The following is a 15,160-nucleotide window of genomic DNA, read 5'->3' on the forward strand; positions in this document are numbered from 1 at the left end:
GGGCACGGCCCGTACCCCCGCCGACCGGGGTACGGGCCGTGGTCCTTTGCGATCCCTACTGGCTTTCGCCGTCCTCCAGCCAGCCGAAGCTCTTCTCCACGGCCTTGCGCCAGTTGTGGTACTCGCGGTCACGCACCGACGCCTCCATGGCGGGCGTCCACTCCACGTCCTTCTGCCAGTGCGACTTCAGTTCGTCGAGGTCGTTCCACACACCGGTCGCGAGGCCGGCCGCGTACGCGGCGCCCAGACAGGTCGTCTCGGAGACCTTGGGCCGGATCACCGGCACGCCGAGCACATCGGCCTGGTGCTGCATGAGCAGATTGTTCTTCGTCATGCCGCCGTCGACCTTCAGGGTGGTGATGTGCACGCCGGAGTCCTGGAACATGGCGTCCACGACCTCGCGCGTCTGCCAGCTCGTCGCCTCCAGCACCGCGCGCGCGAGATGTGCCTTCGTGACGTACCGGGTCAGGCCGGTGACGACCCCGCGCGCGTCCGAGCGCCAGTAGGGCGCGAACAGGCCCGAGAAGGCGGGCACGATGTAGGCGCCGCCGTTGTCCTCGACGCTCGCCGCCAGTGGCTCGATCTCGTCGGCGGTACGGATGATTCCGAGCTGGTCGCGGAACCACTGGACCAGCGCGCCCGTGATCGCGATGGACCCCTCCAGGCAGTAGACCGGTGCCTCGCTGCCGATCTTGTAGCCCATCGTCGTCAGCAGACCGCTCTTCGAGGGCACGGGCCGGTTGCCGGTGTTGAGCAGCAGGAAGCTGCCGGTGCCATAGGTGTTCTTGGCCGTTCCGACGTCGTAGCAGGCCTGCCCGAACACGGCCGCCTGCTGGTCGCCGAGAGCGGACGCGACGGGAACACCGGCGAGTTGGCCGACGGCGGTGCCGTACACCTCCGCCGAGGACCTGATCTCGGGCAGGACGACCTCGGGCACGTTCATCGCGGTCAGGATGGACGCGTCCCACTGGAGGGTCTCCAGGTTCATCAGCATGGTGCGACCCGCGTTCGTCACGTCGGTGACGTGCCGGCCGCCGTCGGTGCCCCCGGTGAGGTTCCAGATCAGCCAGGAGTCGATGGTCCCGAAGGCGATCTCGCCGCGCTCGGCACGATCCCTGAGCCCCGGCACGCTGTCCAGCAGCCAGGCGGCCTTGGGCCCGGAGAAGTAGCTGGCCAGCGGCAGTCCGGTCTGCTCGCGGAAGCGGTCCTGGCCGTCCTTGCCGCCGAGTTGGTTGCACAGGGCGGCGGTGCGGGTGTCCTGCCAGACGATCGCGTTGTGCACGGGCTTGCCCGTGGCGCGGTCCCACAGGACCGTCGTCTCGCGCTGGTTGGTGATGCCGAGCGCGCTGAGCTGGTCGGCGCGCAGCCCGGCCTTGGCGAGCGCACCGGCCACGACGGCCTGCACCTTGGACCAGATCTCGGTGGCGTCGTGCTCCACCCAGCCCGGCTTGGGGAAGATCTGGCGGTGTTCACGCTGGTCGACGGCGACGATCGCGCCGCCGTGGTCGAAGATGATGCAGCGGCTCGAGGTGGTGCCCTGGTCAATTGCGGCAACGTACTTCTCGACGGTGTCCGTCATGGCTACCCCTTGGTCGCTGGGTCAGAAGGCTACGTTGTAGATGAGGCCCGCGAGCGCTCCGCCGATCAGTGGGCCGACGACCGGGACCCAGGCGTAACCCCAGTCGGACGTCCCCTTGTTGGGGATCGGCAGGAAGGTGTGCACGATGCGCGGGCCGAGGTCGCGCGTCGGGTTGATGGCATAGCCGGTGGGCCCGCCGAGGGAGAGTCCGATGCCGACGACGAGCAGCGAGACGATGAGCACGGTGGTGCCGGACTCGCCGAGTCCCTTGGTCAGCCCGAACGCGAGGATGGGCAGGACCAGCGACATCGTCGCGATGATCTCCGTGATGAGGTTGGCGACGGGATTCCGGATCTCCGGGATGGTGGAGAAGATGCCGAGGGTCGGAGTCGGTTCCTCCGGGGATCCCTCCTTGTGGACGTTCGCCTGGAACTGGGTGAGGTAGACCAGATAGGCCAGTACGGCGCCGAGCATCGCGCCGATGAGCTGGCCCAGCAGATACACCCAGACCTTGTCCCACTTGCCGGTGTCCACGGCGATACCGATGGTGACGGCGGGGTTGAGGTGCCCGCCGGACAGGGGAGCGGCGGTGTAGGCGCCCGCCAGCACACCGAATCCCCAGCCGAACGCGATCACGACCCACCCCGAGGCGCGTGCCTTGGAGTATCTGAGGGTGACGGCGGCACAGACCCCGGCACCGAAGAGGATCAGGATGGCGGTACCGATGATCTCGCCGACGAATATGTCTCCGTTGCTCATGGCGGCTCCTAGACGCTGGCCGGGGCCGACCCCGGTGGTCCGAGCTGGAACGGTTCCCTTGCCGACTTCAGCCGAAAGCGAGGAGGGTCCCGCGCCCCGCCCGGCGTCCGTGACGAGCGTGCCGTCGCGGTCGAATCGCCGGCGGGGAACGGGCCATGGCTCAGGAGCGGCCCGCGGTGCAGTGCCTGATAACGCCGAGAATGTACGGCGATGTCGACCGACACCGGGAAGTGTTCACCGGCGTCTTCAGACCGTCAAGGTCGTGGACGGCAACGATGACAGCCGCTCGTCCGGGCACCGTGAACCTCAACGGACGCGCAGGGGTGGCCGTTCGGCCCCGCGTCCCCCGGTCGACGGGGGCACGCCGGGGCGGCTGGTCAGCCGAGGCGCTCCACGGCCACGTACCCGGTCTGGGCGGCCCTCACCCCCGTACCCCGCCGTATTTCGTGCCCGGGCAGTCCCGCTCTTCCCAGCACCCAACTGGCCCCGCTCAGCGCCTTCGCGGCCTTCTTCAGCGGCGCCAGACACGCGGCGGCCTGCCGGTGGTCGGCGACGCTGCCCGGCATACACACGACGGTGGCGAGGGACAGCGTGACGGGACGGCCGCCCGCCGACCAGGGTGCGTCGAGCACGGCGGAGACCACCGGATCCAGCCCGTCCTCGTCGGCGAGCACCAGGAAGTCGTCCCCGCCGATGTGCCCCACGCGCGTGGTTCCGGACGCCGCGTGCTGCAGGGCTCGTGCCACCGACCGGATCAGCTCGTCGCCAGCAGCGAACCCCGCTCCGTCGTTGACCTGTTTGAAGTGGTCGATGTCCAGCCAGCTCAGCGCACATGTCCGGCCGCCCGCGAGCCACCGGTCCAACTCACCGGTGATCGCGTCCGAACCGGGCAGCCGGGTCAGCGGATTGAGCCCGGCCGCCTCCTCGACCCGGCTCTCGGCCAGCGCCCGTACGAGATCCGCGAGCCGTACGACGCCCACGCACCGCCCCTGTCGGTCGACGACCGCCACATCGTCCGAGGTACGGTCCCGGCCGCCGACCGCCACCACGTCGAGCACCTCCCAGGCGGTGGCGTCCGCGCCGACGGTGCGCGGCGTGTCCCCGAGCTTCGCGGCGGGCCGGTCGGCGTACAGGGCGTGTCCGTAGCGGCCCGACATCGACAGCAGGAACCGGGAGCGGTGCACCGACCGGACCGGCGCCCCGGCCCGGTCCACGAGCAGTACCCCGGACACGTCGGGCGAGCCGGTCAGCAGCGCACGCACCTGACCCGCCGACGCGGTGACGGGCAGAAGCGCGGCGGGCCGCACGAAATCCAGCACCGAGGGCCCCGACCGTGGAAGGGCCGCGGCGCTCGGGAATCGGGGCGGAACGTATACGTCCGACGCGGGGATCCGGGCCGGTGGTGCGAACAGCTCGCCCTGCGCCAGCTGCGCGCCGGCCGACACCGCTGCCCCGCACTGCAATTCGGTCTCCACGCCCTCGACCGCGACCAGGGCGCCGAGCTGCTCGCACAGCGTCCGCATCGCCCGCACGGCGGCCGGCCGGGTCAGCAAGGAGGCATCCAGTTTGACCAGGTCGGGGGCCAGATCGGTGAGCAGCCGCAGGGGTACGTCCCCGTCCCCGATGCCGTCCGCGCTGATCCGGAACCCTTGGCCGCGCAGCGTGGCCACCGCCTCCAGCAGCGCCTGTTGGGGCACGTGCGTGTAGGGCGGGACGATGTCGAGCGTCACCTCCCACGGCATGCGCCCGGCCTCGCGCACGGCCTCGTACAGCCGGGTGAGGCCGCCGAGGTCGGCGAGCGTGGCTGCGAACACGTTGACGTGCAACGGAAGCAGCGTCTGCTTGCGAGCTGCCGCACGGAGGGCCAACACGGCCAGGTTGCCGTCGAGTTCGGGGTCGCGACGGGCCTCGGCCAGGATGTCGCCGGTCTCCGGGCGGGCGAGTATCTCCAATGCGGCGATCCCGCCGGTCGTCAGATTGACCACCGGCTGGAAGGCGAAGCGGAGAGTGTCCGTCCAGGAGTACACGGCAGCATGATTGCGCCGCCGGGGCACGCCCAGGCCCAGTTCATAAGACGTTCACGCAGCATTCCGGGTCGATCACACAGCGTAGGATTGTCGCGCGACCCGCCAGTCACACGGCTTTCGGCATCCTCGGTCACCGCACCGCGATCACCGAGGAACCGTGCCCGAACAGCCCCTGGTTGGCCGTGATGCCCACGCGTGCTCCGGTGACCTGCCGGTCGCCCGCGGCGTCCCTCAACTGCCAGGTCAGTTCGCAGACCTGGGCGAGTGCCTGGGCCGGCACCGCCTCTCCGAATGACGCGAGCCCGCCGCTGGCGTTCACGGGTATGTGCCCGCCCAGGGCCGTCGCGCCCTCCCGCAGCAGCTTCGCGCCCTCGCTCTCGGCGCACAGCCCCAGATCCTCGTACCACTGCAGCTCCAGGGCGGTGGACAGGTCGTAGACCTCGGCCAGGGACAGGTCCTCGGGGCCGATGCCCGCCTCCTCGTAGGCGGCCCGTGCGATCGACGCCCGGAACGTGTCCTCGGGCGGCTCCACCGCCGCGGCGGAGTCCGTGGCGATGTCCGGCAGGTCCAGCACCGTACTGGGATACCGCGGCGTGACCGTGGACACCGCCCTGATCCGCACGGGTCGGTCGACGCCGTGCCGTCGGGCGAACTCCAGACTGGACAGCACCAGTGCCGCCCCGCCGTCGGAGGTCGCGCAGATGTCGAGCAGTCGCAACGGATCGGCGACCACGGCCGAGGCGGCGACCTCCTCGGCCGTGACCCGCTTGCGGTAGCGCGCATACGGGTTCAGCGCCCCCAGGGCGGCGTTCTTCACCTTGACCAGGGCGAAGTCCTCCGGGGTGTCGCCGTGCACCGCCATCCGCCGTCGCGCGTACAGCCCGAAGTACGCCGGGTTCGTCGCCCCCAGCAGCCGGAAACGCAGCCAGTCCGGATCATCGGGCCGGTCGCCGCCGGCAGGCCGGAAGAAGCCCTTGGGCGCAGCGTCCGCCCCGACCACGAGCACCGTGTCCGCGAGACCGGCGAGGATCTGCGCCCGAGCCGCGGCCACCGCCTGTGCCCCGGACGCGCAGGCCGCGTACACGCTCGTGACCCGGGCTCCCTGCCAGCCCAGGGCCTTCGCGAAGGTCGCGCCCGCGACATAGCCCGGATACCCGCCGCGCACCGTGTCCGCGCCCACGATCGAGCCGATGTCCTGCCACCTCAGGCCCGCGTCCGCCAGCGCGGCGCGCGCCGCCGCCGTCCCGTACTCGACGAAGCCGCGCCCCCACTTGCCCCAGGGGTGCATGCCCACACCGAGCACCGCCACGTCCACTGTCATGCCGTCACCCCCGTCGGCCGCCACTGCCAGGTCGTCCAGGTCGTCTCCGCGTCCTCGTGAAGCACTCCGGAGACGACCTCCACCTCCATACCCACCGTCAGATCGGCGACGGTGACGCCCGGAACCGCCCGCCCCAGCACCACGATCCGCTCGGACTCCAGCTCCACCGCGATCAACGCGTACGGCTCCCACGGAAGTTCCGGATCGCTCACATAGGGTGACGGAGGCCGGTACCGGCTGTCCGTGTACGACCAGATCCGTCCCCGTTGCGACAGGGGCACCTCCTCCAGGTCGCCGCCGGCACACACCGGATTGCGGCAGTGGATGTCCTCGCGCGGGAAGAAGACCGAGGCACAGGCCGAACACCGCGTGCCGAGGAGCCGGAATGCGTCCCCTTCGCCGGTGAACCAGCCGGAGACCGCGGGCGTGCGTGTGCGCGTCATAGCCCCTCCAGAACGCCGAATCTGACGGAACGTCAGAAGTGTGCCACGGGCAACCGTGAATCGGCAGGCCGCGCGGGCGAACCGGATGCTTGCTTCCGGCGTCGTGGTATCGGGAGGGGCGGGCGGGGCCGACGGGGGTGGTTCCGGCCGCCCCTCCTGTTTTATTCGTTTCAGCAGCGGCAGGCGAGCGGAAGACGCCGTTCCTGCGATCGGATACAGTCCGCGCGTGTCCGAAATTCAGCACCCAACCGCCAACTCCGCTCAAGGCTCGCACTGTTCGAGCTGCGGAGCGCCCTACGGAGACGGAGTCTCCGGCTGGCCCCGCACCTGTCCGGCCTGCGGGACCATCGCCTATCGCAACCCCCTGCCGGTCGCGATCGCACTTCAGCCCGTGTACGACACGAAGGGCACCGCCCTGGTCGTCATCACCCGCAACATCGCTCCCGCGCGCGGAAGCACCGCACTGCCCGGTGGCTACATCGACGACCGCGAGGACTGGCGGCAGGCAGTCGTCAGGGAACTCAAGGAAGAAACGGGCATCGACGCCGTGAGCCGCGACGTACGGCTCGTCGACGCGATGAGCTCACCCGACGGGCACCTGCTGCTCTTCGGGCTCCTTCCGGAACGACCGGCCGAGGGACTCCCGGCCTCCCACGCGACCGACGAGACCGAGGGCTGGCATCTGCTGCGCAGGCCGGAGGAACTCGCCTTCCCGCTGCACACGCTGGCCGCGCGGGCATGGTTCGAGGGCCGGTACTGAGCCCGGCGCTCACCCCAGCCCTCGTATGCGCACCGGGTAGGGCGACTCGCTCACGCCGTCCTCGCCCTCCCGCGTGACCACCACCCGCCGGCCCTCCCAGCGGGTGACGTAGCGCTCGACCTCCGGCTCGTCCCACCCGTCGCCCGCGTCCGGCACGACCAGCCCGCCGCCGGTCCGCCCACGCGCGGGCGCCCACACCTCCAGCTCCAGCGCGCCGTCGTCGCCCCGCACGGGCAGCACGGCCCCCGCGCGCGCGAGAACCGGAATCCGCGACAAAGGGGCGTCGACCAGGATCTGCCCGGGGCCCTCGTAGACGCGCCCCGTCGCCGTGTCGTACCAGCGCCCCCGGGGCAGCTGCACCGCACGCCGGTCCGCGCCCGGATCGAGCACCGGCGCCACCAGGAGGCAGTCGCCCAGCAGGAACGCGTCCTCGCAGTCGCGCAACGCCCGGTCCTCCGGCGCCCCCCACCACAGCGGCCGCACATAGGGCGCACCGGTACGGCGGGCCAGATGCGCCAGTGTCATGAAGTACGGCAGCAGACGCCGGCGTTCGACGAGCGCCACGCGCGCGTGCTCCAGTACCTCGGCACCGAACTCCCAGGGCTCCCTTCGCCCCGCCCGCAGACTCGCGTGCGTCCGGAACAGCGGCAGATACGCGCCGAGCTGGAACCAGCGCAGAAACAGCTCAGGCGACGGGCTCCCGTCGAACCCGCCCACGTCCGGTCCCGAGTACGGCACACCGCACAGCCCGAGCCCCATGACGAGCGACAGGGACGCGCGCAGCCCCGGCCATCCGGTGGCCACGTCCCCGGACCAGGTGCCCCCGTACCGCTGCATTCCGGCCCAGCCGGAGCGTGAGAACAGGAACGGCCGCTGCTGGGGGGTCAGTTCACGCAGCCCCTCGTAGCCGGCCCTGGCCATGCACAGGGCATAGACGTTGTGCGCCTCCCGGTGGTCGCCGCCGCGACCCTCCAGGGAGTGCCGCGCCGAACGGGGCAGCGTCGACTCGCCGAAGGCCGTGAAGGACGTGGGTTCGTTCATGTCGTGCCAGAACCCCGCGAAACCCTGCGCGAGCCGCTCCTCGTAGAGCCCGCCCCACCACTTCCGCACGCGCGCGTGCGTGAAGTCCGGGTAGACCGACTCACCGGGCCACACCACGCCCCGCACCGTCCGCCCCGAGGCGTCCCGCACGAAGGCGTCCACGGACTTCACGCTGTCGTACACGGCGTTGCCCGGCGCGGCCTTCACCGCGGGATCGACGATCGACACCAGTCGGACCCCGTCCCGCCGCAGCTCCTCCGCGAGCCCCGGCAGCTTGGGGAAGTGCTCCTGGTCGACGGTGAACACCTGGTGCCCGTCGTAGTGGTCGATGTCCAGATGGACGGCGTCCAGCGGCAGACCGCGCTCCCGGTAGCCCGCGACGATCCGCCGCACCTCGTCCTCGCTGCCGAACCCCCAGCGCGCGTGATGGTGACCCAGCGCCCACTCCGGCGGCAGCGCGGGTGCCCCGGTCAGCGAGACCCAGGCGTGCAGCACGCGCGCCGGCGTACCCACGATCACCCAGCAGCGCAGCGGACCGCCCTCCATCCGCAGCTCGCACCGCCCGGCTCGGTCATGGCCGGAGCCGGCACCCTCCTCACCCTCCCGCAGCGTCACCGTCCCGTCCCACGAGGAGTCGTGGAACACCAGATGCGTGGCCGCGTCCGCCACCACCAACTGCACCGGCATCGTGATGTACAGCGGATCGTCACCGGGGCCGAAGGCATGCCCCGGGTCGGTGTTCCACAACCGGTACGTCCCGTCGCGCAACCGGAGCCCCGAGGCGCGGCCGCCCAGACCGAAGAAACGCGCGTCGGCGGCCACCTCCGAGCGCAGCATCCAGCGCGCCGTGCCACCGCCGACCGGCTCCCACCACCGCGGGGGCAGATCCCGCCGCAGCGTCACGCCGCCGGGCGTGCACACCTCGACCGCACCGTGCCGCGAGACCACGACCGTCGCCCGCTCCGCCACGACGCGCCAGCCGCCGTCCTTGTCCGGCTCCAGCACCGCCCGCGGATCAGGCTCGGGACAGTGCCCCGCGAGCGCGTACGACGGCTCGGGGCCCGCCCCGTCCCAGCCCCAGAAGACGGCCCCGTTCACGGCGACCACGATCCGCAGCTCGGAACGGCTGAAGCGGATGACACCGCCCCCCGGCCCGGGCTCCGCCCCCCGTACCGGCCCGGGCACACGCGCGCGCTCGACTCCGCGCGGCGGCAGCCCTGCGGCGTCGGCACGCCTCCTGCGCCACGCGGCCCGTACGGTACGCAAACCCTGAGCCGCCCCCGTCGAACCGACCACCTTCACCGAACGCACCAGGTCACGACCGTCCATGCTGTTCACCCTGCCACTGACCGCCCCACGCGTGCGTGTCGTTCAACTGCCGTTCACCCGTGCTAGGACCACATCTTCACGACACGGACTATGTGGGGGGCACCCTGGTGTAGAAGTCGATCACATGGCATCGTCCCTGTCAGCCGCGTCACGCGCACAACCCAGCCCGTGCGCGACCGACGCCCACAACGCGCACAGTCCGGGAGCCGCCCCATGTCGACCGCGAACCCCCTGCCGCTCTGGCAACCAGATCCGGAGCGAATCGCCCAGGCACGCATCACCAGGTTCCAGGCCTGGGCCGCCGAGCACCACGGCGCCCCCGCCGAAGGCGGCTACGCGGCCCTTCACCGCTGGTCCGTCGACCAGCTGGACATGTTCTGGAAAGCCCTCACGGAGTGGTTCGACGTACGGTTCTCCACGCCCTACGCGCGCGTGCTGGGCGACCGCTCGATGCCCGGTGCGCAGTGGTTCCCCGGGGCGACCCTGAACTACGCCGAGCACGCCCTGCGCGCCGCCGAGACCCGCGGAGACGAACCAGCGCTCCTGTACGTCGACGAGACCCAGGAGCCGATCCCGGTGACCTGGTCCGAACTGCGCCGCCAGGTCGGCTCCCTGGCCGCCGAACTGCGCGCCCTCGGCGTACGCCCCGGAGACCGTGTCAGCGGTTACCTCCCGAACATCCCCCAGGCCGTCGTCGCCCTCCTCGCCACGGCGGCCGTGGGCGGCGTGTGGACCTCCTGCGCGCCCGACTTCGGCGCCCGCAGCGTCCTGGACCGCTTCCAGCAGGTCGAGCCCGTGGTCCTGTTCACCGTCGACGGCTACCGCTACGGCGGCAAGGAGCACGACCGCCGCGAGATCGTCACCGAACTGCGCCGCGAACTGCCCACCCTGCGCGCCGTCGTCCACATCCCGCTCCTCGGCAGCACCGCACCCGACGGCGCCCTGGAGTGGTCCGCCCTGACGTCCGCCGACACGGAGCCCGTCTTCGAACAGGTCCCGTTCGACCACCCCCTGTGGGTGCTCTACTCCTCGGGCACGACCGGCCTGCCCAAGGCCATCGTCCAGTCCCAGGGCGGCATCCTCGTCGAGCACCTCAAACAACTCGGCCTGCACTGCGACCTGGGCCCCGAGGACCGTTTCTTCTGGTACACCTCGACCGGCTGGATGATGTGGAACTTCCTCGTCTCCGGCCTGCTCACGGGCACCACGATCGTCCTGTACGACGGCAGCCCCGGCTACCCGGACACCGGCGCCCAGTGGCGGATCGCCGAACGCACCGGAGCCACCCTGTACGGCACCTCGGCCGCGTACGTCATGGCCTGCCGCAAAGCGGGCGTCCACCCGTCCCGCGACTACGACCTCTCCAAGGTGCAGTGCGTCGCCACGACCGGCTCGCCCCTGCCGCCCGACGGGTTCCGCTGGCTGCACGACGAGGTCCGCGACGACCTGTGGATCGCCTCCGTGAGCGGCGGCACGGACGTGTGCTCCTGCTTCGCGGGAGCCGTACCGACGCTCCCGGTGTACATCGGTGAACTCCAGGCACCCAGCCTGGCCACCGACCTGCAGTCCTGGGATCCGAGCGGCAGCCCCCTCGTCGACGAGGTGGGCGAGCTGGTGGTCACCAACCCCATGCCCTCGATGCCGATCCGGTTCTGGAACGACCCGGACGGCAGCCGCTACCACGACAGCTACTTCGACACCTACCCCGGCGTCTGGCGCCACGGCGACTGGATCACCGTCACCTCACGGGGCTCCGTCGTCATCCACGGCCGCTCCGACTCCACCCTCAACCGCCAAGGCGTGCGCATGGGTTCGGCCGACATCTACGAGGTCGTCGAACGACTCCCCGAGATCAAGGAATCCCTGGTCATCGGCATCGAACAGCCCGACGGCGGCTACTGGATGCCGCTCTTCGTGCACCTCGTCCCGGGAGCCGTCCTCGACGAGGCACTCCTGAACCGCATCAAGCAGGCCATCCGCGAACAGCTCTCGCCGCGCCACGTCCCCGACGAGGTCATCGAGGTGCCCGGCGTCCCGCACACCCTCACCGGAAAGCGCATCGAGGTCCCGGTCAAGCGCCTGCTCCAGGGCACACCCCTGGAAAAGGCGGTCAACCCCGGCTCCATCGACAATCTGGACCTGCTGGACTTCTACGAGGACCTGGCCCGCAAGCGCGCCTGACCTCCCCACACGATCCGGTCGGTCTCCACGGGCGGCCTCGGACTCACCCAGCAGCGGCGAAGTCCGAGGCCGGCCCGAGCGACCCCCGTTGTCAGTGCCCCCGATTACTGTGAGTGAGCATTGATCGACTGCGCACAGGGGGAAACATGGCGCACACCGACCACCAGACCATGCGACGCGTTCTGCGCCGCGAGATCGCGGGCACCATCGGCCTGCTGACCGACGAGCACGACTTCCGCGCCATGCGGCGCTACCGCAGCTTCACCTTCGACGACCACACCACCTATCTCCAGCAGATGGAGGCCCTGCTCAGGATTCGCGCCGCACAGGGCAGCCACACCACCCTGGCCCTGTTCGACCCCGAGGAATACGCCGACTTCTGCGCGGAGACCGGCCTCGACCCCGACGCCCCGACAAGCCGCGCCCGCTTCACGGCGGAACTGGCCGCCACGGGCGCCACCGTCCCCTATGAGGGCCAGGCGCTCGAGGAACTCGTGCCGGCCCTCGTCGACGAGGCCGTCCGACAGGCCACATGGGAGTACGCGAGCACCTTGCTGGCCCGCCTCGGCCCCTGCCCCACCTGCGGCGAGGACATCGGCCGAGCCGCCTTCAGCCACGCCGCCGAGCTCCTCGCCCGCATCATCGAAACGGCCTCACCCGGCGACCGGCACCTCGTCTGCAGCGTCTCGGGCCCGCCGGAAACCCTCGTCTCCGTCCTCCATGCCGACCAGGACACTGACGGCGACACACACCTGGACGAGGCGGAGGCCCTCGAATTCACCACCGTCCTCGCCCTGGGCATCGCCACCCACAGCCCCGGCGGACTCGTCATGCGCACCAGCGCCCCCGGGACCACCGACCGGATCTACGGCTGGCGCCTGCGCGGAGACGGCCTCGAACCCCTCACCGCGGGCGAGGTCTTCGACGCCTACTGCACCGACATCGAATCCGGCGACCTCATCGCCCCCGAATCCGGCGTCGACTACTGCGCCCCACCCGATCTCGGAGAAGGGGACACGACACCCGGACACCGCCACTGAACACACCAGGGGCGCCCCACCCGCAAGCGGAGCGCCCCTGAACGAACCACCGTCGGTGGCCGCCGTGCCTACTCGCCGGACAGCACCGCCTGGGCCGCGTTGCGCGCCTCTTCAGCGCTGTCCGCCGCCCGCGCGGCCGACGCGGCGCGCTCGCACTGTGCCAGCGTGTACTTGGCCAGCGTCGCCCGGACATAAGGAAGGGACGCCGCACCCATGGAGAGGGAGGTGACCCCCAGACCCGTCAGCACACAGGCCAGCAGCGGGTCGGACGCGGCCTCGCCACACACACCACAGCTCTTGCCCTCGGCCTTCGCGGCCTCCGCGGACAGTGCGACCAGGTCGAGCAGCGCGGGCTGCCACGGGTCCTGCAGCCGCGACACCGCACCGACCTGCCGGTCGGCGGCGAACGTGTACTGCGCGAGGTCATTGGTGCCCAGCGACAGGAACTCGACCTCCTGCAGGATCGAGCGCGCCCGCAGAGCGGCCGACGGGATCTCCACCATGGCGCCGAACTTCGCCCGCAGCCCCGCCTCGCGGCACGCATCGGCGAACGCCTTCGCGTCGGCCCGGTCGGCCACCATCGGGGCCATCACCTCGAGGTAGACCGGCAGCCCCTCCGCGGCCTTCGCCAGCGCGGTCAGTTGCGTGCGCAGGATCTCGGGGTGATCGAGGAGCGTCCGCAGACCCCGCACGCCCAGCGCCGGGTTCGGCTCGTCCGCCGGAGTCAGGAAGTCCAGCGGCTTGTCCGCACCCGCGTCCAGCACACGCACGACGACACGGCCCTCGGGGAACGCCTCAAGGACCTGTCGGTAGGCGTCGACCTGCTTCTGCTCCGACGGCGCGTTCTTGCTGTCGTCCAGAAAGAGGAACTCGGTGCGGAAGAGACCGACACCCTCGGCGCCCGCCTCCAAGGCGGCCGGCACATCGGCCGGACCGCCGACGTTGGCCAGCAGCGGCACCTTGTGCCCGTCGGCGGTGGCACCCGGCCCGGTCGAGGCCGCCAGCGCGGCCTTGCGCTCCGCCGCCGCGGCCTGGAGCTGCGCCTTCTTCTCCTCGCTCGGATTGACGAAGATGTCACCGGTGCTTCCGTCGACGGCGATCACCGTGCCCTCGGCGAGCTCACCGGCACCCGGCAGCGCCACCACGGCCGGCACGCCGAGCGCCCGCGCCAGGATCGCGCTGTGGCTGGTCGGCCCGCCCTCCTCGGTGACAAAACCGAGCACCAGGGTCGGGTCGAGCAGAGCCGTGTCGGCAGGCGCGAGGTCACGGGCCACGAGCACATAGGGCTCGTCGCTGTCCGGGACACCCGGCATGGGAACCCCCAGCAGCCGGGCGACAATACGATTCCGTACGTCGTCGAGGTCGGCCACGCGACCGGCGAGGTACTCACCGGCCGCCGCCAGCAGCTCCCGATACGCGGCGAACGCGTCGTACACGGCACGCTCGGCCGTGCTGCCGACGGCGATTCGCCGATCCACGTCCGCGATCAGCTCGGGGTCCTGGGCCATCATGGCCTGCGCCTCGAGCACCGCCTGGGCTTCGCCGCCCGCCAGATTGCCGCGCGCAATCAGGTCCGCCGCCACAGCTTCCACGGCCTGGCGGGCGCGCCCCTGTTCGCGCTCCGCCTCCTCCACCGGTATCTGCTTGGCAGGCGGCTCCAGCACCGCCGTTCCCATGTGCCGAACCTCGCCGATCGCCACACCGTGGCTCACGCCGACGCCTCGCAGCCTTGTCTCCATCTCACCTGTCTCCGATAGTGCGGCGGGTCCCGCCGCCGCGGTGGTTGTCCTACTGGCCGTCATACGACGGCACCGACGTCACTTCCAGTCGAAGAGACTGTCGCCGGCCTTCACATCGCCGTCGTCACGGAGACCGGAGAGGGACTCGGCAGTGGCTTCCAGCGCCACGATCGGGCAGACCGGGGACTTCCCGGCGGCCTCGACGGCGGCGGGGTCCCAGCGCACGATGGCCTGACCACGCGTCACGGTGTCGCCCTTGCCGACGAGCAGTTCAAAGCCCTCGCCGTTGAGCTGCACGGTGTCGATACCGAGGTGGGTGAGCACCCCATGTCCCTGCTCGTCGACGACCACGAAGGCGTGCGGATGCAGGGAGATGATGATTCCGTCCACCGGCGCCACGGCCTCGGACGGCTCACGCACGGGGTCGATCGCCGTGCCCGGGCCGACCATGGCCCCGGCGAAGACCGGATCCGGCACGGATGCCAGTCCGATGGCGCGTCCTGCAAGAGGGGACGTCACGGTGGTCATGGCAAGCCTCCCAGGGTGGAGCTGCGTATATACCGTCGCGGGTGAGCCCGGACGGGGCGCTGAGCAGCAGCGTATGACAGATGAACAACGGGTTCCGGATGAAAGCTATCAGCTAGTGGTCTAGACCACCAGTCCAACCGATTTGCACGCGCTTCAGGGCCCCGTGTACAGTCGTACCCCTGCTTGAGACCGAGTGACGCGACCTGTCGCCCTCACTCAGCAGCACCCAACTTGTCAGATCCTAATCTCAGGGTCTCCTTCTGCATGTCTGCGGAATGGTGGTCAGAGAGACGGAAAAACACTGATAGAGTTTGGAACACCGAAGGGAAGCGCCCGGAGGAAAGCCCGAGAGGGTGAGTACAAAGGAAGCGTCCGTTCCTTGAGAACTCAACAGCGTGCCAAAAGTCAACGCC

The 15,160-nt window shown here is 70.6% G+C and carries 11 protein-coding genes; 3 read left to right on the forward strand and 8 right to left on the reverse strand.

Translation table 11 applies throughout. The features are described from left to right. Positions 1-55: 55 nt before the first annotated feature. The 5 genes from glpK to ACZ4EG_RS41145 form a co-directional block, all read right to left on the reverse strand. Positions 56-1,579, reverse strand: coding sequence for a glycerol kinase GlpK (gene glpK / locus ACZ4EG_RS41125; RefSeq protein WP_467794249.1), 1,524 nt, complete (start codon positions 1,577-1,579; stop codon positions 56-58). A gap of 21 nt (positions 1,580-1,600) precedes the next feature. After that, positions 1,601-2,338: an MIP/aquaporin family protein gene (locus ACZ4EG_RS41130; RefSeq protein ID WP_453557893.1), complete on the reverse strand. Its 738-nt coding sequence runs from the start codon at positions 2,336-2,338 to the stop codon at positions 1,601-1,603. Between the two features lie 377 nt (positions 2,339-2,715). Beyond that, the gene (locus ACZ4EG_RS41135) at positions 2,716-4,365 is read right to left on the reverse strand and encodes an EAL domain-containing protein (RefSeq protein ID WP_467794250.1); all 1,650 of its coding nucleotides are present in this window, start codon (positions 4,363-4,365) and stop codon (positions 2,716-2,718) included. A 130-nt stretch (positions 4,366-4,495) separates the two neighbouring features. Next, positions 4,496-5,686, reverse strand: coding sequence for a lipid-transfer protein (locus ACZ4EG_RS41140; protein ID WP_467794251.1), 1,191 nt, complete (start codon positions 5,684-5,686; stop codon positions 4,496-4,498). After that, positions 5,683-6,129 carry a Zn-ribbon domain-containing OB-fold protein gene (locus tag ACZ4EG_RS41145; protein ID WP_467794252.1) on the reverse strand — a complete coding sequence of 149 codons (447 nt, stop codon included), beginning with the start codon at positions 6,127-6,129 and terminating at the stop codon, positions 5,683-5,685. The genes ACZ4EG_RS41140 and ACZ4EG_RS41145 overlap by 4 nt, the downstream gene beginning before the upstream one ends. Positions 6,130-6,355: 226 nt before the next feature. Here ACZ4EG_RS41145 and ACZ4EG_RS41150 point away from each other — a divergent pair, with 226 nt between their 5' ends. Further along, positions 6,356-6,889 (forward strand): NUDIX domain-containing protein, encoded by a 534-nt coding sequence (locus ACZ4EG_RS41150; protein ID WP_467794253.1) that lies wholly within the window; start codon positions 6,356-6,358, stop codon positions 6,887-6,889. 9 nt (positions 6,890-6,898) lie between these two features. Here the strand turns inward: ACZ4EG_RS41150 and ACZ4EG_RS41155 are convergent, their stop codons facing one another. Beyond that, a complete protein-coding gene (locus ACZ4EG_RS41155; protein ID WP_467794254.1) occupies positions 6,899-9,259 on the reverse strand; it encodes a glycoside hydrolase family 31 protein in 2,361 nt (786 codons plus the stop codon). Between the two features lie 213 nt (positions 9,260-9,472). On the opposite strand from ACZ4EG_RS41155, the gene ACZ4EG_RS41160 reads away from it, so the two are divergent. Then, positions 9,473-11,440: an acetoacetate--CoA ligase gene (locus ACZ4EG_RS41160; RefSeq protein WP_467794255.1), complete on the forward strand. Its 1,968-nt coding sequence runs from the start codon at positions 9,473-9,475 to the stop codon at positions 11,438-11,440. A 146-nt stretch (positions 11,441-11,586) separates the two neighbouring features. Beyond that, entirely contained in the window at positions 11,587-12,480 is an 894-nt protein-coding gene (locus ACZ4EG_RS41165) for a hypothetical protein (RefSeq protein ID WP_467794256.1), read from the forward strand. A gap of 68 nt (positions 12,481-12,548) precedes the next feature. Here the strand turns inward: ACZ4EG_RS41165 and ptsP are convergent, their stop codons facing one another. Both ptsP and ACZ4EG_RS41175 read right to left on the reverse strand, forming a co-directional pair. Then, positions 12,549-14,219 carry a phosphoenolpyruvate--protein phosphotransferase gene (gene ptsP, locus ACZ4EG_RS41170; protein ID WP_453557878.1) on the reverse strand — a complete coding sequence of 557 codons (1,671 nt, stop codon included), beginning with the start codon at positions 14,217-14,219 and terminating at the stop codon, positions 12,549-12,551. 78 nt (positions 14,220-14,297) lie between these two features. Continuing rightward, positions 14,298-14,747 (reverse strand): PTS sugar transporter subunit IIA, encoded by a 450-nt coding sequence (locus ACZ4EG_RS41175; protein WP_467794257.1) that lies wholly within the window; start codon positions 14,745-14,747, stop codon positions 14,298-14,300. Between the last annotated feature and the right edge of the window lie 413 nt (positions 14,748-15,160).

Source organism: Streptomyces sp. NPDC025638, from assembly GCF_055558775.1.

Coding starts and splice junctions, on each gene's coding strand:
- ACZ4EG_RS41165 (WP_467794256.1), top strand. CDS start 11,587: ATGGCGCACACCGACCACCAGACCATGCGACGCGTTCTGCGCCGCGAG.
- ACZ4EG_RS41145 (WP_467794252.1), bottom strand. CDS start 6,129: ATGACGCGCACACGCACGCCCGCGGTCTCCGGCTGGTTCACCGGCGAA.
- ACZ4EG_RS41155 (WP_467794254.1), bottom strand. CDS start 9,259: ATGGACGGTCGTGACCTGGTGCGTTCGGTGAAGGTGGTCGGTTCGACG.
- ACZ4EG_RS41130 (WP_453557893.1), bottom strand. CDS start 2,338: ATGAGCAACGGAGACATATTCGTCGGCGAGATCATCGGTACCGCCATC.
- glpK (WP_467794249.1), bottom strand. CDS start 1,579: ATGACGGACACCGTCGAGAAGTACGTTGCCGCAATTGACCAGGGCACC.
- ACZ4EG_RS41160 (WP_467794255.1), top strand. CDS start 9,473: ATGTCGACCGCGAACCCCCTGCCGCTCTGGCAACCAGATCCGGAGCGA.
- ACZ4EG_RS41140 (WP_467794251.1), bottom strand. CDS start 5,686: ATGACAGTGGACGTGGCGGTGCTCGGTGTGGGCATGCACCCCTGGGGC.
- ACZ4EG_RS41175 (WP_467794257.1), bottom strand. CDS start 14,747: ATGACCACCGTGACGTCCCCTCTTGCAGGACGCGCCATCGGACTGGCA.
- ptsP (WP_453557878.1), bottom strand. CDS start 14,219: ATGGAGACAAGGCTGCGAGGCGTCGGCGTGAGCCACGGTGTGGCGATC.